Origin of the sequence: Pseudoalteromonas sp. S327, from assembly GCF_005886415.1 — a bacterium.
In the GTDB taxonomy this organism is placed as follows: domain Bacteria; phylum Pseudomonadota; class Gammaproteobacteria; order Enterobacterales; family Alteromonadaceae; genus Pseudoalteromonas; species Pseudoalteromonas atlantica.
In genome coordinates, this window is the sequence record NZ_PNDP01000006.1 from 1 (window position 1) to 21,405 (window position 21,405).

General features: G+C 41.6%; 16 protein-coding genes and 1 riboswitch. Of the genes, 5 read left to right on the forward strand and 11 right to left on the reverse strand.

The genetic code is table 11. The features are described from left to right. Positions 1 to 443: 443 nt before the first annotated feature. A complete protein-coding gene (locus tag CWB60_RS03175; protein WP_138576958.1) occupies positions 444 to 3,593 on the reverse strand; it encodes an efflux RND transporter permease subunit in 3,150 nt (1,049 codons plus the stop codon). Further along, positions 3,590 to 4,771: an efflux RND transporter periplasmic adaptor subunit gene (locus tag CWB60_RS03180; protein WP_138576956.1), complete on the reverse strand. Its 1,182-nt coding sequence runs from the start codon at positions 4,769 to 4,771 to the stop codon at positions 3,590 to 3,592. Before CWB60_RS03180 ends, CWB60_RS03175 begins: the two co-directional genes overlap by 4 nt. A 169-nt stretch (positions 4,772 to 4,940) precedes the next feature. Here CWB60_RS03180 and CWB60_RS03185 point away from each other — a divergent pair, with 169 nt between their 5' ends. After that, entirely contained in the window at positions 4,941 to 5,204 is a 264-nt protein-coding gene (locus CWB60_RS03185) for a YkgJ family cysteine cluster protein (RefSeq protein ID WP_138576954.1), read from the forward strand. 375 nt (positions 5,205 to 5,579) lie between these two features. Here the strand turns inward: CWB60_RS03185 and CWB60_RS03190 are convergent, their stop codons facing one another. Beyond that, on the reverse strand, positions 5,580 to 7,433 hold the full coding sequence (locus tag CWB60_RS03190) for a TonB-dependent receptor plug domain-containing protein (protein WP_138576952.1): 1,854 nt from the start codon (positions 7,431 to 7,433) through the stop codon (positions 5,580 to 5,582). A 176-nt stretch (positions 7,434 to 7,609) separates the two neighbouring features. Between CWB60_RS03190 and CWB60_RS03195 the strand changes: the two genes are divergently transcribed. Then, positions 7,610 to 8,101 (forward strand): peptide-methionine (S)-S-oxide reductase, encoded by a 492-nt coding sequence (locus CWB60_RS03195; RefSeq protein ID WP_138576950.1) that lies wholly within the window; start codon positions 7,610 to 7,612, stop codon positions 8,099 to 8,101. Positions 8,102 to 8,121: 20 nt separating this feature from the next. Here the strand turns inward: CWB60_RS03195 and CWB60_RS03200 are convergent, their stop codons facing one another. From CWB60_RS03200 to CWB60_RS03220, 5 genes are all read right to left on the reverse strand, one after another. Further along, on the reverse strand, positions 8,122 to 8,925 hold the full coding sequence (locus CWB60_RS03200; protein ID WP_054983132.1) for a hypothetical protein: 804 nt from the start codon (positions 8,923 to 8,925) through the stop codon (positions 8,122 to 8,124). 74 nt (positions 8,926 to 8,999) lie between these two features. Further along, complete coding sequence (locus tag CWB60_RS03205; RefSeq protein ID WP_138576948.1) at positions 9,000 to 9,551, reverse strand: DUF4136 domain-containing protein; 552 nt, start codon at positions 9,549 to 9,551, stop codon at positions 9,000 to 9,002. A 108-nt stretch (positions 9,552 to 9,659) separates the two neighbouring features. After that, the gene (locus tag CWB60_RS03210) at positions 9,660 to 12,437 is read right to left on the reverse strand and encodes an Mks condensin complex protein MksF (RefSeq protein ID WP_138576946.1); all 2,778 of its coding nucleotides are present in this window, start codon (positions 12,435 to 12,437) and stop codon (positions 9,660 to 9,662) included. Continuing rightward, the gene (locus tag CWB60_RS03215) at positions 12,434 to 12,982 is read right to left on the reverse strand and encodes a condensin complex protein MksE (RefSeq protein WP_024033404.1); all 549 of its coding nucleotides are present in this window, start codon (positions 12,980 to 12,982) and stop codon (positions 12,434 to 12,436) included. Before CWB60_RS03215 ends, CWB60_RS03210 begins: the two co-directional genes overlap by 4 nt. Before the next feature lie 3 nt (positions 12,983 to 12,985). Next, the gene (locus tag CWB60_RS03220) at positions 12,986 to 14,257 is read right to left on the reverse strand and encodes an MksB family condensin complex protein (protein WP_138576944.1); all 1,272 of its coding nucleotides are present in this window, start codon (positions 14,255 to 14,257) and stop codon (positions 12,986 to 12,988) included. A 290-nt stretch (positions 14,258 to 14,547) separates the two neighbouring features. Beyond that, positions 14,548 to 14,720, forward strand: a riboswitch (Lysine riboswitch). Positions 14,721 to 14,796: 76 nt separating this feature from the next. Here CWB60_RS03220 and lysC point away from each other — a divergent pair. Further along, entirely contained in the window at positions 14,797 to 16,182 is a 1,386-nt protein-coding gene (gene lysC, locus CWB60_RS03225; protein WP_138576942.1) for a lysine-sensitive aspartokinase 3, read from the forward strand. A 50-nt stretch (positions 16,183 to 16,232) separates the two neighbouring features. Here the strand turns inward: lysC and CWB60_RS03230 are convergent, their stop codons facing one another. Continuing rightward, a complete protein-coding gene (locus tag CWB60_RS03230) occupies positions 16,233 to 16,976 on the reverse strand; it encodes a 4'-phosphopantetheinyl transferase family protein (RefSeq protein ID WP_138576940.1) in 744 nt (247 codons plus the stop codon). A gap of 138 nt (positions 16,977 to 17,114) precedes the next feature. Between CWB60_RS03230 and CWB60_RS03235 the strand changes: the two genes are divergently transcribed. After that, complete coding sequence (locus CWB60_RS03235; protein WP_138576938.1) at positions 17,115 to 18,437, forward strand: sodium-dependent transporter; 1,323 nt, start codon at positions 17,115 to 17,117, stop codon at positions 18,435 to 18,437. A 66-nt stretch (positions 18,438 to 18,503) separates the two neighbouring features. On the opposite strand, the gene CWB60_RS03240 is transcribed toward CWB60_RS03235, so the two are convergent. Further along, positions 18,504 to 19,484: a 2-hydroxyacid dehydrogenase gene (locus tag CWB60_RS03240; protein ID WP_138576936.1), complete on the reverse strand. Its 981-nt coding sequence runs from the start codon at positions 19,482 to 19,484 to the stop codon at positions 18,504 to 18,506. A 303-nt stretch (positions 19,485 to 19,787) separates the two neighbouring features. Next, positions 19,788 to 20,339 (reverse strand): glutathione peroxidase, encoded by a 552-nt coding sequence (locus CWB60_RS03245; RefSeq protein ID WP_004587708.1) that lies wholly within the window; start codon positions 20,337 to 20,339, stop codon positions 19,788 to 19,790. A gap of 116 nt (positions 20,340 to 20,455) precedes the next feature. On the opposite strand from CWB60_RS03245, the gene CWB60_RS03250 reads away from it, so the two are divergent. Then, positions 20,456 to 21,337, forward strand: coding sequence for an NAD(P)-dependent oxidoreductase (locus tag CWB60_RS03250; RefSeq protein ID WP_138576934.1), 882 nt, complete (start codon positions 20,456 to 20,458; stop codon positions 21,335 to 21,337). The last annotated feature ends 68 nt before the right edge of the window (positions 21,338 to 21,405 follow it).

A 21,405-nucleotide genomic window follows, 5' to 3' on the forward strand; every position in this document is an offset into this window, starting at 1 on the left:
CATCCATGTAGGCAACAAAGAATTTATCGCCCCTAGGCAGAACCCAAAGGGCAGCGTATGTTTGGCATTTATGCTACGTTATCGCCTATTTATGGGGAGTAACCACACTTCATAGGCTCTGCCTTGCCTAAAAACCAAACATACTGCTGCAAATTCAAACGCCAAAGGTCAACACGCCCACGTTATTAGAACTAAGTGGAGGGCACTTAACTGACAAGCGGCTCAAAACCATTGCGGTGTGAGCTTAGTGCTAAGCAATAAAATTATAATGCGTTAGCGATGCTTTAAATTGAGGGCGCATAATACGCTGATATAATTAAAATAATTACCCATAATTTATTTGAAACACTTTATAAAAACTATTAATAATGCAGTGCAATTTGCAGGCAATAAAAAGCTCGGCGTATTAGGCCGAGCTTTAATGGTTGGGAGAGAAACTGTAATTATTTGGCAGTGGGTGTCGGTTGAACACTTATAGGCTGCGATTTACCAAGTAGCTTACGGGTAAGGCGCTTAGCGTCTTCTAGTGCTACGTATTGGCAAGGTATAAGTATTAAAGTAATTACCGTGGCAAATAGCACACCAAAGGCCAGCGATACCGCCATAGGAATAACTATTTTAGCCTGTAAGCTGGTTTCCATAATAATTGGCATTACACCAATAAATGTAGTGATTGAGGTAAGCAATATAGCTCTAAAGCGCTTTGCACCGGCTTGCATAACGGCCTGTTTTACGGCCATGCCTTCTGCGCGTGCTTTGTTTACAAAATCAACCATTACGAGTGAATCGTTTACGACTATGCCCGCTACGGCAATAATGCCAAACATAGACAGCCCGCTCATGGTCATGCCTAATATTACGTGACCAAACATTGCACCTACTACACCAAATGGGATAACCGACATAATAATAAGCGGCTGCGAGTATGAGCGAAGCGGAATGGCCAATAAGGCAAATATAATCATCAGCGATATAGCAAAGTCGCGTAACTGCTCATCGGCGCTGTCCATTTCTTCTTGTACGCGCCCAGCCACGTTACTTTTAACGCCTGGGTAGCTTTTAAGCAGTGAAGGTAAATAGGTATCGCGAATTTCTTGTGCAATAGCAAACGGTTCAACTTGGTCAGTATTTACTGCTGCCCACACATTAACAGTACGGTTTGAGTTTTCGCGGCGAATACGGTTTACACCATCTACTAGCCTAACTTCGGCTACTTCGCTTAACGGTACTTCTGCGCCGGTTGGGGTAATAATACGCGCACTTTGAATGTTGCTAATTGAGTTACGCTCGCTTTCTGGGTAGCGTATCATTACTTTAATTTCTTCGCCTTCGCGTAAAATACGCTGTGCTTCTAATCCGTAGTAACTAAAGCTTACTTGCGATGCAACGTCGGCAAGAGTAAGTCCCATGCTGTAGGCCAGTGGTTTTAAATCTAGCTGTACTTCGTCGGTGGCACTTTGCAGTGAATCGTTTACATCGCCTACACCTTCCATGCTTTGTAGTTTAGCTTTTAATTTACCAGCTACTTCTTTTAGCTCATCGGCATCTTTGCCTTGTAGCCTAAAGCTTACGTCGCCGTCATCACGTCCGCCGCTAAAAATATTATCTTGAATATTAAGCGTTTTAACACCTGGAAGCGGGGGCATTTGTTCGCGCCACAGGGTGCTTAATGCAAAGGTGTCGATAGGGCGCAAGTGTGGCTCTACTAAAATAGCCATAATGTTTGCTTGAGTACGCCCACGTAAGCTTACCGATAAATCGCGGATCATGCTTTGGCCGTATTGCTCTTCAAGCTCTTTATCTACTTTGAGTAATACATCTTCAATTTTACGAGCCGTTTCAAGGGTGGCTTGCTCCGAAGAGGCCAGGTTCATTTCAAGCGTAATACGTGGAAAATCATGCGGTATTTTAGGGTTAGGCACAAACTTAACTAAGCCGCCTGCAAACATACCTGCACTGACTATTAATATACATAAAAAGCCAATAATTACGGTATAACGATAATGTATACAATGACCTATAAAAGGCGTGTAATAGTTTTGTACAAAGTGTTTTAAGCCACTATCAACCACATTACGCAGTTTATGTAATGGGTTTTTAGGGTTAGGTTTACGTGGGTTCATGGCTGCAATATGCGCAGGTAATATTAGCTTTGATTCAATCAGCGAGAAAATCAAACACAATATAATAACCACACCAATGGCTTTAGAAAACGCAGCGCCTGGGCCCGATGCCATAGCTTGCGGTAAAAACGCCGCGATAGTGGTTAAAACACCAAAAGTGGCAGGCATTGCAACGCGCTTAACTCCGCGAATAACATTATCAAGGCTGTGGCCGTGCTTTTCTATTTCGGCACTGGCAGACTCACCCACGACTATGGCATCGTCGACCACAATGCCAAGTACAATAATAAAGGCAAATAACGACACCATGTTTATGGTGATGTCTAAAAAGCCAATTGGCATAAACAAAAAGGCACCTAAAAAAGACACCGGTAAGCCCATCATTACCCAAAAAGCTAAACGCAGCGGTAAAAACAGTGCCAGCACTATCATTACTAAAATACCGCCCCATACCATGTTGTCGATCATCATATCGAGTCGACCTTCAAGGTAGTAAGTTAAATCAACAATAGGGGAGAGCTTTACGCCTTGTGGAAGTTTCGATTGTTTTTCTGCCATGTAGCCTTTAAGAATTTTAGCTACATCGGTAATGTCTTGATCTTTTGAGGCATCTACTTCAAACGTGAGTGAGTTTTTACCGTTATATTTAGAGTAAAGTAAGCCTTCTTCAAAGCCATCATTAATCGTTGCTACATCGCCTAAGTTAATCTGTGCGCCATCGGCAAGCGTTATAAGCGGAAGCTTTGCAAATTCACCACCACGGTAGGCTTGTTTTTCAACACGCATTGAAATATATCCAGTGTCAGAGCGAATTTGCCCTGCCGACATATTGGTAGAAAAATTTTGCACCGCACTTGAAACATCTCTAAAAGTTAGGCCATATTCACGTAGTTTGTCGGGGCTTATTTCTATGCCTATTTCGTAATCTAGGCCACTGTAAAAGTCGACTAAATTAACGCCAGGTAAGGCGAGTAGTTCATCTTTTATGTCGTTGCCTAGCTCTTTAAGCTGGTAGTAACTCATGTCGCCATAAAGCGCGAGGATCATCACCTCTTGCTGAAATTTTTCACGTTGGATAACGGGGCGCTCCATTCCTGCCGGAAAGGTATTGATAGAATCAACTTGCGCTTTTATTTCGTCTAGGGCTTCTTGTAGGTCGTATTTTTCTTCTATTTCTACCCACGCTTGCGCATAACCTCGGTTAGAGTAAGTGATTAAACGTTTTATACCCTCGGTACCTTCAAGGTTTTCTTCAATTTTTATGGTTATGCCTTCTTCAACCTCTTGCGGGGCTGCGCCTGGGTATACCGCTTGAATACTCACCCAGTTACTTTCAAACTGCGGAAATGCCTGTTTACGAATTGTCAGCGCAGTTAAAAGCCCGCCAATAAGTATAAAAATCATGATGAGGTTTGCCGCCACTGGGTTACGTGCAAACCAAGCAATTAAGCCTTTTTCTGAGGTACTCATGGTGTATCCTCTTTAAGTGCTAATTGAGTCACATCGCTTTTAGGCTCAGTGCCTTCCAGCTTAACCGCCATGCCTTCTGTTGGGTATTCAAGGGCAGAGGTAATAAGTTGCTCATCACTGTTTAAGCCTTGGTCCGCAATCACCATACCGTTTTGTTCACGTACAATATTAAGCGTTTTAAAACTCAGGGTGTGATCGTCGTTTAAAATAGCAATTTTGTTATTTTTAACTAAATGGTGCGGCACTATAATCGCGTTATCAAGCGCGCGGCCTTTTATGGTGGCATTTATATAAGAGCCAAAACGCAGTGGTTTGGTGTTATCAGCGTACGGAGTTGGTAACTGAGCAACTAAATAGCTCATACGGCTGGTTTTATCAACCACACCTTCACTTCGTACAACCTTGGCTTGCCAGGTTGTTTGCTTGCCGGCAAATTCAGCGTTAAGCGTAACCAATGCGCCAATACCGCCGTTATCTAAGTATTGCAGCTCTTTATCTGCAACCGGTAAACGTACCTCTGCAACTGAGGTAGCGCTTAGCTCGCCAAACTTGCTACCCGCACTAACCACTGAGCCTAAGCTAATGGTGCGTTGGTTTATTATAGCGTCGTAAGGGGCTTTGATGTACGTGCGTTCTAAATTACGTTTAGTGCGTTTTACACGGGCTTGGGCAGAGCGAAAGTTTGCCATTTTTTCTGCAAGTTGTGGTTTACGTAAATAAAGCTCCGATGCAATTGCATCGCTTGAGTCTGATTTAATACGTTCCCATTCGGCTTTAGCTACGTGAGCTTGCGCGCGTTCTATTTCAAGCGCTGAACTTGCTTGGGCAAGGCCTGCTTCGGCCTCAATTAAATCGGCCTCGTAATCATTTGGATCAATTCGTGCTAAAATATCGCCTTGCTTAACAAACGCGCCTTCAACAAATTGTTCGGCTACTGAAATAACTTGCCCGCTTACTTGTGCAACCAGCTCTGTACGGTCTTTAGGTTTTACTACGCCGTACGATTTAACATCGAGCGTTATTGCATCAATGTTTACGTTTTGCGCAGCAACAAGTGGGCGAGTGTCTTGCTCTGGTTTTTCTTCTGGTGGCGTTTTCATGGCTGAAAGGCCAAAAGCGAGTGCAATCCCGGCTGCTAAAACCGCGACTGGTAATAAAATTTGTTTTTTAGTAGCCACAAGGCATTCCTTCATATATTTGGTGACAAGGCAATAATACGCAATAAAGTGTTTACAAGGCGTTTTAAGATGTAACAAAGCATTACATATGTGTATTACAAATAAATAATGGGCTAGGCAGGGTGTTAATTTAAATTCAAAGGCCTGGCTTTAACTAACAGAGGTATTTATGAAAACAGAGCCAATGGCATGTCGCTTAGGCTGCGGCGCATGTTGCATTGCCCCAAGTATTAGCTCGCCAATACCCGGTATGCCAAACGGTAAAAAAGCCGGAGAGCGTTGTATTCAGCTTGATAAGAACAATTTATGTAAACTATTTGGCGATGAAAGCCGCCCTAAAGTATGTAGCGATTTTAGCGCCACGCGCGATGTATGTGGGTCAACTAATGCAGAGGCTCTAGCGCTTATTACCGAACTTGAGCAGTTAACCTAGCTTACGAAGTTAATACACATATATTTACATTTATCTATTACTGAGTAATTTTTTAAGTAATTAAAAGTTGCGCCTTTCACGCGAGCAAGCTCTGCGTCTACCGCAAATGTGCAGATATATGGTTGTTTTGTAGACGTAAAGCTTGCTTACGTGACAGGTAAAACCTGTAAAAGTGGATTATTTACAAAGAGGGCAAGAGGCGCGGCGCTTTTAGAGGAAGAGATTAACTTTAAGCAATAGTTGGCTTTTGTTTTCTTATTTACTCCTCATTCGCTTCTCTTTGTGCAATATTTTCTGCCTAATATAGAGCTTTTATAAAAAACACAGCGTCTACAAACCAAAGTTTAAATTGAGTTTGTAAACGCCGCTTTAGTTTTACCAACTATACGTTGCGCTTAACGTATATTGCTCACCGCGCCCTGGTGTACCAGGTATTTCTTCAAACGACTCATCCCATACGTTATCTGCCGCTAAAGTAATAAATAAATTGCTTAACTGAGGCGGGGTTATTTTAAGCGTTAGCTGGGTAAAAAGCGCGTTGTCGTCGCCGTTTCTAAGGGCGTTTTTATGTTGTATACGCCATTCGTTATCTATTCTAAATTCTAAAATATCAGTTGGGTTATACACAGCGCCAAGTGTTAAACGGTGATCGGGGAAGTTTAACGCGTAAAAACTGGCATCAATATCGGCTGCGCCGTAGTTCTCTGATTTATGCAAATAGGTGTAGCTAGCAATAAGTTTTGCAGTATCAAAGTGCTTAGTCGCTAAAAATTCAACCCCTGCAGTATCAATATCAACGGGGTTGGCAAAGCGCGCCGAGGTAGAGTCAAAGTTAAAGGTCCAGTCGGTTAAGTTATTATCTTTTCGATAAAAAATAGCCGAGTTTAACTGCCAGCTTTGCTCTTCAAGTAGTAAACCTAGCTCTAAGTTTGAAGTAGTTTCGCGCTCAAGGTTGTAGTTACTTCTAAATAACCCGCCAGAATCGCTGCCGCCAATGGCTGTATAGCCTGCAACTTGGCTCGCCTGCGCGTACGATAAATAAAGGCTTTGCGCTGTGCCGTCATTATTTTGGGTATTTAAGGTTATATCACCAATGGCTGATACTTCAGCATCATCACGGTTTGTATCGTCATACGCAGCCCCTAAACGAAATATAAGCTGTTGATTAGCCTTTAGCGCCATTGTGTATTGGGGCAATACGCTCAGCTTATAATATTTTCGTGAGGTAAAGTTGTTTTCAAGTGTGGTTGATTCAATCGAGTCATCAATAAATTGTGCTGAGTAATTGACTGCAAATGCATTGCTTTGTGCATGGCGGCCGGAAAGAGCAAGTGACTTAACCTCGCTTTTATGAAACGCTTCGAATGCACTTGGGTTTTCGCGCGAGTAAATATAGTGATCGTCATGGGTGCGGTAATACGCCGATACTTCAAAATTACTGTTCTCAGCGTAATTTTGTTTGTGATTAAGCATCCAAAGGCGGGTTTCTAAATCTTCAGTTTCGTTAACGCCAAAGGGAGTGTATAAATTAGGCCAGCCAAAAAACTTATCCTGTGAGCCATAAAATAAATCGGTTTGGCTATTCTCACTTGCCAATTGCACGCGAGCTGAGGCGCGCGAAAAGTCATGGTCACCATTATCAATAGTGCCATCACTTTGCGAGTGAGAATATTCACCTTCAAAACCTAAGGTATAGCCAGCTAAGCTATCAAGTTGTGTGTTTTTAGCAGCATGAATGCTTTGAAGATTAAAGTCATTCGTACCAGTACCAAGCGATACACTACCGCCAGTAATAATCGGTTTCCAACCAAACGAAACCGTACCTACAGAGCTGTTCATACCGTACAGTGCGTTATCGGCACCGGTTAAAACTGCTGGGCCGCTTAGCATTTGCGGTGCAATGGGAATTTCAGCAAAATAATGACCAGATTGCGGGTCAAGCAGGGTAGCACTGCCTACTCTAAAGCCGGTGTTTTCAAAAATACCGCCACGAATAGTTACATCAGCTTGTGCCTCAGCCATATTTCGTGATTGAAGATCTACACGCGGATCGTATTCTAAATTAGAAATAGGCGAGTCAAATGTACCTACAGGCAGTTTATTCGCAGTAGGCGAAGCCTCCACTGTTATTTGCTCGATTGAAGACTCATCAGATAACGTATTAGCATAAGCAAATGGAGTAACGCTGCATAATAGTGCAGGCAATATAATGTGTGGTGTGCGGTTCATGTGTTTCTCGTCGTTTTTTATTTGTAGCTGCGGTTACAATTAATTTCAAAGCTCATATTTGAGCATGATAAAATAGCTAAATGTAACAGCAGTCATTTTGTGCGCGATTGTACATTAATTTGTTAATATCTGCATTTGATAATCATTCACACTTTTCTCATCAGGTAACATTTATAATGAATACTAAAGAACATAATACTATTTACTTTGCTGGTGGGTGCCTATGGGGCGTACAAGAGTTTATGAAGCATTTGCCAGGTGTTGTTAGCACACAGGCAGGGCGCGCTAATGGTTTAAGTAAAACTACAGATGGCGAATACGATGGTTACGCAGAATGCGTAAAGGTAATTTTTGACCTAAACGCCGTTAGCCTAAATAAGCTGTTTGACTACTTTTTTGAAATTATTGACCCATACAGCATTAATAAACAAGGGGATGACGTAGGCCCTAAATACCGCACTGCTATTTACAGCAAACACCAAAGCCATTTAGAGGCAGCAAACAACTATATCAAAAAGCGCAGCGATGCCGATAAAATTGTAGTACAGGTAGAGCCGCTAACTAATTACGTACCAAGCGATCCTGAGCATCAAGACCGTTTAACCAACCACCCAGATGACTATTGCCATATACCTTTTGAGTTATTGTATAAGTATAAATTGTCATAGAGTTATACTTAGATTACAGGTTACTCAGGCCTTTCAAAGCGATACAATTTAAACGAGCCAGTTTGAAGAGTTGTACCTTTGTGGTTTGAATACATATAGCCTTTGAGTTCTCGGTTGTCTTTATGAATAATTAGCTTATTTGCGAAGAGTGGATTGCTGGTAGTGATTTTCAGTACGTTGTCTATTTCTTGAATATCTTGTGGCATAAAAGTGGTGCTGATTATGTCATTGGTTCCACTTGCAAAATAGGTGAAATATGACTCTTTATTTGGGTGAAATTCAATACTTACGAGTTTTTGATTGCCGTCTAAATTTAATAATCCTACCCAAAAACCATATAAACCTGACTTTTCTATAGCTGCTAATTCATCTATTCTAGAGCGGTATTTATCTATAAATGTATGGACGGTAGATTGCCTTTCTTGTTTTTCCAACCGGTAAGTTTTTGACATGACAAAATCATCGTCTGCATTAGAATAAATTTCTAACACCTCAAATGAATTATCTAAATAACGGCTTAAAATTAATGTAAATTGCAGATGCTCTTTATTAGGGCTAATGAGTTTGATAGTGCAATTAATGCGATTGCATTTAATATCGTTATCATTAAACGCAATTGATTTATTTCTATGAAATGCACTGGCGATATTTGCAATGATTAAACGGTGTTCTCCGTTTTCTTTTATTTCCAGTACATTGTATTCGAAATTATCTTTGTAAATGCCTTGCCACAAACCTGGAGTTAATTTTAAATTTTCCGCATGTGCGGGGAGCGAAGCAAAAAAGACGAACAGAGTGACTGTAAAATATTTTAAAAATGCCAAGGTATGAGTCCTTTATTAACAAAAAAGCTCACATACTGTGAGCTTCTTAAAACTTACTCAACGCTAATTTTAACTTACTGCTGCTTTTGCGGCGGGAAGTTGCTTAAAATATTAGCGACTGTTTCTTTAATTGATGCTTCGCGTTGCTCAGGCGATTGTTTTTTCTTTAAACGGCCTTCTTTTGCGCCGCGCCATACAAGCTGGTTTGATTCGCGGTCAATAATATCAATCACCAAAGTACCCACTTCGTATTCACGGGCGCTAATATCGCGTTGAAAGCCCGTACCCCAGTATCCCCAACGTGCGCCGTAGCCTACGTTAAAGCTGTCTACTTCTAGCTCTTTATCTACCGATGCATGGTAGTTAACTAGTACGTCAGCTTGGGTTGGGTCTACTAAGCTCATACCTAATGTTTGGCTAAGCTCTTTATTAACGGCAGTACGTACACGTTTTTCCATTAAGCCGTTAATTTGGTAGTTTGTGGTGTCTTTGGTTAGGCTCGCGTTTTCTACCCAAGCAAATGTTTTAAAATTACTAAAGTTGGCTGATTTGTCGTAATCCCAGTCTGGGGTTTGCGTACAGGCTGTAAGAAATGTCAGCGCTGCAACAATAAGTATATTTTTCATTACCTTTGCTCCAATAAAATGCGTTAATTTAAAATAACACACATCGTTTAAATGTGTATTAGTTTAACGTCCTATATTTTAGTTTAGTTGGTTTGCCTTAACGGCCAATTAATTGTGTTCAACTTCAATCCAGTCTTTTTCGTCTACCCAGTTTTGGGCGCCATCTTTTACTGAACGAATAGGTACAATGTAATCACAGCTTACCTGCGGCTTAACCGAGGCAAAAATTGGCACAAAGCCAAAGCTCAGTGCCGTTTCTATGATTGCTTTTTGGTTTTGCGGATCAATGTCGGCCGCTTCATCAATATAAATAGGTATACGGTAAAGGTTTTGTTCCTGATCGCTTAATAAGTAACGAATAAACAACATGCCACATAATAACTTAATAGTAATCCGCGTCCCGTTTGAACCGGCTGAATCGATTTTTTCAAAGTGTTCGGTTTCACCTGCGCGGTTAACCACTTCAAAACGAATATCAAATAAATCAGTTAATGTAAGGCCTGCTTTGTCGGAGGCAAGTTTTATTAGGTGATCTTTTGCTTCGTTTACCGCGCTTTCGCTGTAAGGTTCTTGGCTTAATAAATCAAGGGTGTCGCCTTGTTCAAACTGATGCGACGTGCTGATAATGGTATCAATACTATCAACCAGCATTTTGCGCGGTATTACGTTAATTTTAAACGCTTGAAGGTTAGAAATACGGTGCTGGCTTATGCCTTTATTAAAGCTGTTCATTTCGCGGCGAAGTCGGTCTAAGTCTTCACGCAAGCCTTTAATTGTGGCGGCTACTTCGGTCAGGGCTACGCGGCCTTGGCGCTCAACGGCATCGCGTTCGTTATCAAGGTTATGAAACGCGCTAATAAGCTTTTGGTATTTAGTAAATTCGTCATTTTCGTTATCGAACTTAGTAATGCCTGCGTTATATACATGCAAATAGGTATTACGCACGTTTATGTCAAAGTTGCGCAGCTCTTGGCAGTCTTTATTATAGTGATGTACTAAGTCGCTTAAGTTATCAAAGTCGACTGTTATATCAATCATGTATGGGGTTACTTTACCGCTGTATAAATCGAGCGTGTGGTCAATTCGCTCGCTTTTAACTTGGCGTAGGCGCTCGGTTTGGCGATTAATTTGCTCTTGCTTAGATTTAATTAACGAGCGCCTGTCTGCAATTGAGCCACTATTTTTTTGAATGTCTTGTAGGTAGTCGTCAACTTGTTCGCGCTCTGCTAATAACTGCTCTTTTAGCATGGATTGCGCTTCTACCGACTGCTGCATTACCTCAAATTGCTCTAAGCGTTTTAGGGCGCTCTCTGCGCTCATTAGCTCATCGTAAAGTGCATCTTTTTCTTTTTGTTTATCGGCCACGTTAGCGGCTACTTCGCGCTGTTGTTTAAACTCTTTTAACGAGCGTTCCAGCGCGTCTAGCTGAGCGCTAAGCTGGGCTTTATTTTCGCCGCTTTGCATTTGCACTGGCGAAAGTTTTTTAAGTTTAATGCTTGCCCCTGGCAGGGTTAGTACACCGCCTTTAACGTTTTCGCTTAATAGCGATAAAAATTCCCCAAAGGCGTCTTCATCATCAATGGTTATATCGCCATTGCTGGTGGTGGCAAACGAGAGAATATCGGGGTTTAAAATGCGCGATATTTCTTCTACCTCTTTAAGTGATAGGTCTTCGCGCATTCGAGTAAACAAATTAAACTCAAGGTTTTTAAGCTGCAGTTTTAAGCTTTTAATTTGCTTTTGCGTTTCGCTGATGCGGTAATCAAGCGTGTGTAGGCTTTGCCCTTGTGCGCTGGTAATAGAGTGCGAAAGTGACTCGTAGTCTTGCTTAAGTTGGCCAAGGTTGGCTTTAAGGGTGGCTTTATTTACCAGTTCAAATTCGCTTTTAAGAGCGCTGTAATCTAAAAACCATTGCTCAATTTGGGTTTGCCTGCGCTCTATATCGCGCGATTGCTGTACGTATAAGCTTTGCTTTTGCTCAAACTCGTGTTTTTCGTGCTCTATGTCTTCAAGGGCAATGGCTAGTTCGCTTAGTTGCTCTTCTTGGTAGGTATCAAAGTCTATTAATGCTTGATCAATTTTAGGCGCGTAGGCCGCTAACTTACCTTTAAGCACGGTTTGGTTTTCAAGCATAGATTCAAGCGCTGTTATTGGCTCTTGCATTGATTCAAGCGCTTTTAATTCGCGTTTAGCACGATTTACTTTATCAAACGAGCGACGCCATACTTCGTAAAAGTCCACTTTAGAGTTAGACATATGGCGTTCAAACACACGCAGCATAAAGCGTTTAACATCGCTTGCCCCCAATTTGTGTAAGTTAAGAATACGCCTAAAAATTTCTTTATAAATGGCGGAGTCTTGCACGTTATTAAGCGGGATCATTTTTAAATTAATGTCGCCGTCAAAAGGGGTTGCGCCGCCGGTAAGCAGGGCGTTTAGCTCTTGTGCTTTAAGCTCTATAGGGTTGTAACCTTGCGTTTTTAAATGATTAAACAGCTTGGTAAACTTAATAATGGTATTACCTTGCGTGTACTGCGCTAAATCAAGTTTGCCTTGATAACAAAAGTACTGATGCGCGTAACCGGCTATTTTACCAAGGCCTGCTACACCAATAACCACCGAGCCATGGGGGAGGTTGGCTTCAAGTAAAATGTACGACTGATCTGATGAAAAATAAAATTTACGGGTTTCATCTAAATCGTGCCCGTCCCATTCGGTTAGGCGTAAATCATTTATTAGCGGAAATTGCAGGGCGTTAATAACCGAGCTTTTACCGGTATTGTTTGGTGCACAAATAGAGCTACTTTTATCAAGCGGAATAACACACTTTGCATAGCCTGCGGTATTAAGTAGGGCGAGTTTACTTAGTCCGTATAAGTTTTTCATTGCTCGTCCTCTGTAATGTAGGTTTCTTCGTTTACTTCCATAAGTGCATCAATATAGCGGTGAATAGGCGCTTGTAGCATAAAGCCGCCTTCTACTTCGCGGGCAAGGCCTAAACGTACCATGCGCAGGTATACGTCTTTTCGTAAATCTGAGCCCGAAAATATCTCAAGCTGATCAAACAAGTGCTTATTAATTTGCACTAAGGTTTGCATCAGTTCTAAATCGTTTACTTCATCAAATAGGGCACGCATTGGGTCTTTACCCGTATTGGCAAAGTGCTCAATTAAAATGTAAATAGTCAGTGCAATAGCACGGGATATTTTACCCATGTTTGGCGTGCTTTCGTCGCTGGCAAAGTAGTAAAAGCCGCGGCTGTCGTGTTTTAAATCGTGGCCAAGGGCGCTAAATAAGGCGCTATAAGACTCTATGTGTTGGTCAAGCTCTTGCCACATTACGTTGTCTTGTTCGCAAATATGGTAACCCGCACCTAATTTTTTATTAATGGCTTGTAGGTGCGTAAGCTCGTCTAAGTTTATATGTGTCATGTGTTACTCGTCTGCCTGTGTATCTGGCTGAGGCGCAGAATTAAATGGGTATAACGAAAAATGCTGGCCGGCAATTTTTACGCGTGTTTTTTCATCGCTTTGGCTAATGTGAATTTCACTGTCGCTGACTAGTTTTTGATATAAAAATAGCATTTCGTCGGCGTCTAATTCTGGGTAGCTTTCATCTAAAAATTGCAGTAATGGCTGGGGCTTTTTACGTTTTTTATTAAAGCGTTTTGCAAAGCTTGTTTTAACATCGTGGTAATCAGGAATGTTTGGCGTAACAAATGCCGGCACGTCTTGTTGCTCTGGGAGCTGGTATTCTTCGTGTTCAAATTCTACCAAGCTTGCCATATAGGTAACTATATGACGCTGCTGGCCAAGCGAATAACGCTGAGCATCGCTTACAAAATTTGGTTGTACCGCGCTTAGCATGTTGTCTACGCCATTTTTACGCACAAGGCCAAGCACTTTGGCTGCCTGGCGGGTAATTAGGTTATTACGGCGTAGCTCTTCGCGCAGTGGCATAAGCATATCGGCACTTTTGCGTAAGCTTTCTCTGCCAACTAAATGCATTTCGAGTATCCGAGTACGCAATTGCTCAAGCATACGTTTGTCGTTGTAGGCTTTGCCTGAGCGTTCAATGTGCTCTATTTGCTTACTTATTTGTTGCTCAATAAGTGTAAAACAGGCATGAAAGTCACCGCGAATATCGACCATTTCAAGCATCGGCTCTATGTATTCGTCAAAGGCTTCTATTACCGCTTTGTAGCGCTTTTGCAAAGATTGCACCGCGTGATCAGATTTAGCTTGCTCAACAATGTTTAAAATAGCGTTTTCGTTGTGCGCGTAAAGCTTCATTATTTTACGCACCCGATCATCCATAATGCGGCTATAGCGGCGTAAATCGTCATAGTCTTCTATTTCGCCGGCATTATCTAAACGGTTTCCTAGTCGTGCTAAATCATCAACCAAAACGCTAATTTCTTGTGCTAAACCTAGGTGTTCTTCTTGTAATAAAAAGGTCGCAAAATCGGCAATGGCGCGGTTTATTTCAAGCTGGGATGATTTAGCCAAAGGAATAAGTATGTCTTGATTGAGCAAACGGTTAGTTTCTTTGTAAATGCGCTCGTTTGTCCATGTGGGCTGTTTTTGCTTAATAGCGTTTTGCACGTCTTTGAGGCTAAAGTCGGCCATTTTAAAACGTTTAAATAATAGCTCTAAAACACCCCAGTGTTCGCTAAGGGTGTTAAGCAGCTTTTTAGCTGGGATCATAATGCGGTGATACATCCTAGTAATGAGTTAACTACGCTTAAAGCAGAGCGTAGTTTTTATATTTTTATAATAAAAAGTACTCGTTATTAACTGGCTTAATTTACACATTTTTTTAGCTGGCGTACAGGCGAGTTACATTAAGCGCTGTAAAAGTAGCCAGCAATGTAAACCCGGGCTAAATTATTCGCGTTATATTAACTAAAACACCTTGACAGCTAGACGTCTAAACGATAACTTTCAAAGCCCCGCTACACAGTGGGGTTTTGTTTTATTAGCCACAGGTTAATACAACATTCAGAAGAGGTGCGATACTTAGGTATTTAATGGTAGGTGACGAACGCCCATAACCATTAAAGAGGGAAGTACTCGCCGAGGAAAACAAGGTTACGTCAACCGTGTTTTTCGGTTTATGGGGCTGAATCCCCAAAACTGTCACCAACTTAGGTGGAGAGCTTCTGGCAGCGGACACATCTTATTTGCATTCCTTTGCCAAGTTCTTCTTGTTTTTTAGCGGTTTGGATACCGCGAAAGGAGACGAAATGACTACCCAATCAGTGCCACAAACAGTATCAGGCGCAAAATCAGATTACATCGTTGCCAAATTTGGCGGAACCAGTGTTGCAAACTTTGAAGCGATGAGTCGCTGCAGCGAAATTATTGTTGCAGATAAAAGCGTACGTATTGTAGCTGTGAGCGCCAGTGCCGGCGTAACTAACCACTTAGTTGCACTGTGCAAACCCGCTCTTAGTAAAGAGCAGCGCCAAACACACATAGATGGCGTATTGGCTATTCAACAGGCTATTTTAGATGAGCTGTCGCTTGATGCCGATTTAGCGGTGGGTTTTAACGAGACGTTAAAAGCATTTCAAACGTTAGCCCTTGAAACACTCACCACTGATCAACAACACGATGAGCTGCTTAGCTTTGGCGAGCGTTTATCGTCTTATTTATTTGCTCAAGTGCTGCGCTTAAAAGGCTTAAATGCAGATAGGTTTGATGTACGCAAAGTGCTTAAAACTGATAGCCAATTTGGTAAAGCAACGCCCGATGTTGCGGCCACTGCACAAGCTGCTAAAGACCTATTAATTCCGTTATTAGATGAGCAAGTAATAGTTACACAAGGGTTTATTGGTAGTGATGAATTTGGCCAAACCACAACGCTTGGCCGTGGTGGGTCTGACTACAGCGCGGCGTTATTAGCAGAGGCTATTAACGCCAAAAGTGTACATATTTGGACCGATGTAGTGGGTATTTTTAGCACCGACCCGCGTTTATGCGCTAAGGCAACGCCAATTGCCCGCTTAAGCTTTGATGAAGCCGCAGAGATGGCCACATTTGGCGCAAAAGTATTGCACCCTGCAACTATTTTACCAGCAAGCCGTAGCCATATTAATGTATTTGTAGGCTCTAGCCGCGAGCCAGAGCGCGGGGGGACGTGGATTGAGCGTGAAAAATCGCAGCAGCCAGGTATTCGTGCCGTTACGCAGCGTAAAAACCAAATATTGCTAACGCTTAAAAGCCCAGAAATGTTATTAGCAAGTGGCTTTTTGGCCCGTGTATTTACCATTTTAAGTGAATTTAATATATCGGTAGACTTAGTTACTACCTCAGAAATAAGTGTTGCCATTACGCTCGATAACGCGCCTAATGCCTCGCGACCTGAGCTTGAGCAAGCGTGTTTAGATAAATTGGCCGAATTTTGTCATGTATCGGTTGAAAACAACTTAACCTTAGTGGCGCTTATAGGCTCTGAAATACAGCTACGCCAGCACGAAATGAACCTAATGAACGTATTAAAAGAGTTTAATATTCGATTAATTTGTCATGGTGCAAGTAAGCACAACTTATGCTTTTTAGTAGAGCAAAGCGAGTCAGATACCGTGGTACAAGCAATACACAGCCGCTTATTAGAAAGCGCTGCTTAAGCTTTTAAAGCCAAGTTATTAAGTATCCAAGTTATTAAGTATCTAAGTTATTAAGTATCTAAGTTATTAAGTATAAAGCACCGCCAGTCGGTGCTTTTTTTATGCGCCACGCTTATATCAAACTCCTCATTGGCAACCGTTATGCTGTTACTCGATGCTGTTAGGTTTAACAAAGAAAATTCATCAAATACATTTGGGCTAAGCAATTGCGCTATTGGGCGGCTAGTTGCTTTAGCGAGTGCCTCTTTTAAGGTCCAAATTCTAAAAAAGCTCTGAGCTTGCTCTTTTATAGCCAAAGGCGCGGTAATTAAGGCAATTTCAGCCTTATGATAAAAATGCTTAGCGAGCTTTTCGAATGGGCGTTTTAAGTTAATTTTTTCAATATCAAAGCCAAACTCCGCCTTAGTAACATTAAGTGCAACGCCAACTAAGCCATGCGAGTGCGAAATACAGGTATTAATAACGGTGTGGTTTATATGGAGCTGTAGTTTTGAGCATTCTTCATTAAAGTGGGTGCTCATTTTATTAAGCGGTATGTGTGCGTATTGGGGCTGAGTATGCTTTGCAAGTTGCTTTAGTAATATACGCGATGCTACATATTCTTGCTTTGCTTGCATGCGTTTACGACGATTTATAACGCTTAGCTCAAATGGGCTTAGGTACTGGGTTAAATCAAGGTGTTCTACATTAAGTGTGTTGGCATTAAACACTAAAATAGTATTGTTGCTAGGGGGTAAATCGCTATAAAAAGAGGGAGCAATACTTAGGGTGTTTTTAAAAAAGTGGTTAGTCATACGCGCTTAAAATAAGTGAGTGCTGTAATTATGAGCGGTTAACAGCGCTTATTTATGCCAAAAGCAATTTTATTACTCAGTTGGCATTAAATATGGTTTAATTCACAATAATCAAAGAATAACAGAATTTGTAGATGTATGGCACAAGTGCGTGATGGATTTCAAAGCCGTTTTGGTTTTGTTTTAGCCGCTGCAGGCGCAGCAGTGGGTTTAGGTAATATTTGGGGTTTTCCTACGCAGGCGGCCAACCATGGTGGCGGTGCATTTTTATTGGTTTACTTTGTAGTTATATTTTTACTTGCGCTACCTGCGCTTTATACCGAACTTTATTTAGGCCACCAAGCGCAAGCAAACCCAGTAAAAGCATTGGGTAATGCGTGGCAAAATACCAACAAAAAAGTAGGGGCTGCCGCAGGATATATTGGCCTTGCGGGCGCAGTGGTTATGCTTAGCTTTTATTCTATTGTAGCTGGGTGGATGCTCTCTTACGCGATAGAGCCTATTACTACATTTTTTGGTTTTACCGCAGCAAGCGAATTTTTACACAGCGACTCTATGGTGCGTAATTTTATATTTACGCCGCTTATGCTTATTTTAACCGCCAGTATTATTTTAAAAGGGGTTAAATCAGGGATTGAAACCTGGTCACGCCGTTTAATGCCATTGTTATTGGTGCTACTAATAGGCTTAATTTTTTATATAGCCAGTTTAGAAGGCGCCAGCGAAGGGTTTGCTGCTTATTTAATTCCTAATTTTAGCCAAGTGCTTGATCCAAATTTAATTATTGCTGCAATGGGGCAGGCATTTTTCTCGCTCTCATTAGGGGTTGGCTGCATGATGATTTATGGCTCGTACCTGCAGCCAGATGCAAACCTGCCAAAACTAACTGCAAGCGTTGCACTACTTGATACCAGTGTGGCATTTTTAGCAGGTTTACTGATAGTGCCTGCAATTTATGTAGCGCAACATAACGGGGTAGAGGTGTTTAGCGGCGGAAAACTTATAGGTGAAGGGCAGCTTATATTTGCTATTTTACCTGAGCTTTTTAGTACCATGGGCGAAATTGGTTTACTAATTGGGTTACTGTTTTTTGTACTTATGTCGATTGCATCGGTTACATCGACTATTTCTACCACAGAAATACCGGTAGCGTTTTTAGTAGAAAACCACCGCGTAGAGCGTACTAAAGCAACGTGGGCCGTTAGCCTAGTGGTGTTAATATGCGCTAGTGCAATAATATTAAACTTTGAGTGGTTATTTGGTTTAGTAATCATGCTATTTACTCAGTACCAACTTCCACTTATGGGGCTGTTTTATTTTATAACCGCAGGTTGGATGTGGAAACGCGGTAATAAGCTTCATAAAGCTAGCACCGGCACGCATTACTGGTTTGCTCAATACATTCGTTTTGTGTGCCCAGTATTAATGACTCTTGTTTTTGCAAACGTTGCGTTTGGCTAAAGTATTTTAAGCTTTACCCGTTATGTAAATAGCAAAACGGGTAAAGCAAATTAATGGGCCGCGGCTTTATAAAACCTCATTGGTTAAAGGTCTCTGTTCATTAATTTCTATTGCGTTTTGTATGGTGGTATTGGCAATTTCGCTAAGGGCTTCTTGAGTAAAAAAGCCTTGGTGGCCAGTTATTAATACGTTTTTAAAACTAACTAAGCGCGAGAATATATCGTCTTGGTTTATTTCGTCGCTATGGTTTTTAAAAAATAGCTCTGACTCCTGCTCGTACACATCAAGCCCTAAATACCCTAGCTTTTTAGTTTTAAGCGCATTTATACACGCTTTACTATTAAGTAGCGCACCGCGCGAAGTGTTAATTAGCATTACCCCAGGTTTCATTTTATTAAATGCATCGGCGTTTATTAAATGGTGTGTTTGCTCATTCAGGGGGCAGTGCAGTGAAATTATATCGCTTTGAGTAAGCAGCGAATCTAAATCGGTGATGGTGTAATTGCCAGGTGTTGCATAAGGGTCGCACACTAAAACATGCGCGCCAAAGCCATTTAAAATATTACAAAGGGCAAGGCCAATTTTGCCACAGCCTATAATTCCAACTGTTTTGCCGTGTAAGGTAAAGCCTAATAAACCGTTTAAATCAAAGTTGTCTTCGCGTACGCGGTTATAGGCTTTATGTGTTTTACGGCTAAGGGTAAGCATAAGTGCAACACAGTGCTCAGCTACGGCTTCTGGGCTGTATGCGGGTACTCGTAATACCTTAATGTTGTGTGCTTTGGCAGCCACTAAATCAACATTATTAAACCCTGCGCAGCGAAGTAAAATAGTATTAATTCCTTGCTCAGCAAGGTGCTCAATAACGAGGGCGTTAACCGTGTCGTTTACAAATACACACACAGCATCAAACCCTTTAGCAAGCAGTGCTGTTTGCTCGTTCAGTGCTTGCTCAAAGTAACAAATCTCTATTTGAGGGTGTTTGTTAATATTGCGCTCAAAAAAAGGCTGCTCGTATTTTTGCGTACTAAAAAAAGCAATGTTCATGTTATTTACTCCAAAGCCTAGCTGTTATACCAATGCGCATAATCAAGTGATCTATTTTGAGGATGTAAAAACGCGTTGATAGTAAGGCAAAAAATTCGCTATTTAGTTGTTCTCGGCAATTGCTCCTGCATTGCTCTACCTTCTGCATCCATGCAGTCGTAAATGAGAGTTTTTTAACGCAGATAGCGACACGTTTAGCCCCTAAAAATGATTAAGTATTATTGCTGATTGGTATTATACGTAACCTTAAACTAGTTTAATAAAGCATGCTTGAGTAACCACCCATTTATTGATTTAGAATAATTAAGCGCCTTTTAATGCATTAAAGTTGGGTATTATTTTTGCGTTATTTAAGTTATTAGCGTTTAGTGCGCTAGGTAAGTTTGCCTCAATGACCTGTTTAAGCGTTTCGGGCTTGGTGCGCGGCGCATAACGTGCAACGAGCTGACCTTGTGGGTTAATTAAAAACTTGGTGAAGTTCCACTTTACTGCGCGGTTTTGCGAAATACCACGGGTATGCGACTTTAAATAATTAAACAGCGGATGCGCCTCGGGCCCATTTACCATGACCTTACCAAACACTTTGAACGACACGTCAAATTGCCCTTGATAAAAGTCTTTGATCGCGAGGTTATCAAGCGGCTCGTTTTGGCCAAATTGATGACACGGAAACGCTAAAATAGTGAAACCGCTATTTTTATATTCTTGATAGAGCTTTTCTAGCGAACTTAATTGCACCGAAAAATTACACTTACTTGCTGTATTAACAATAAGTACTGTTTTGCCTTTTAGCTGGCTAAGCGCAAAGCTTTCGCTGTTGTACAAAGGGGCACTAAATTGATAAATACTATCCATGGTTACCTACTTATTTCCTTACGTTGGAAATTTATAAAGACTTAATTCGCTTTTTAAGCAGCCGATTGACATAATCGGGCATAGTTTCTAAGTTAGCAGGAAAATAAGGCACTTTTATGTCAATCAATGTTGCATTTATAGGTTTAGGGGTAATGGGTTACCCAATGGCAGGGCATTTAGCAAAAGCGGGCTTTAATGTGTGTGTATATAACCGCACTCAAGCAAAAGCGCAAAGCTGGGTAGATGAGTATGCAGGAAGCTTTGCTACCACGCCGCGAGAAGCTGCTAATAATGCTGATATTGTATTTATGTGTGTAGGTAATGATGATGACTTACGTGCGGTTGTTTATGGTGAAAATGGTGTTTTAGCGGGGATGGCCGTTAATAGCATTTTGGTTGACCATACAACGACATCGGTCGAAGTAGCCCGTGAAGTAGCAGAAAAAGCAGCCTTGCAAAATATCGATTTTATAGACGCGCCCGTATCAGGTGGACAAGCAGGTGCTGAAAACGGCGTGCTTACAGTCATGGCAGGCGGTAACGAAGCTGTTTTCACTAAAGTGCAACCCGTAATGGCGGCATATAGCCGTTTTAGCCAGTTATTAGGCGATGTGGGCGCAGGGCAGTTATGTAAAATGGTTAATCAAATTTGTATTGCCGGCGTAGTGCAAGGCTTAGCCGAGGGCTTACATTTTGCTAAACAAGCAGGGCTTGATGGTGAAAAAGTAATTGAAACCATTTCAAAAGGGGCTGCGGGTTCGTGGCAAATGGAAAACCGCTACAAAACAATGTGGGCAGGTGAGTACGAGTTTGGTTTTGCCGTAGATTGGATGCGCAAAGATTTAGGCATCGCGCTTGATGAAGCTAAAAACAACGGCGCTACGTTACCTATGACCGCAACGGTTGATCAATATTACGCCGACGTACAAGCGCTTGGTGGCGGCCGATACGATACATCAAGCTTACTAGCACGCATTGAAGCACTGCACAAAAAATAACGTTTACATTGAGTATATCAATGTAGACGCGCAGCTTGCTGGCGTGCCGAGCAAAGCCCGTAAAGTGA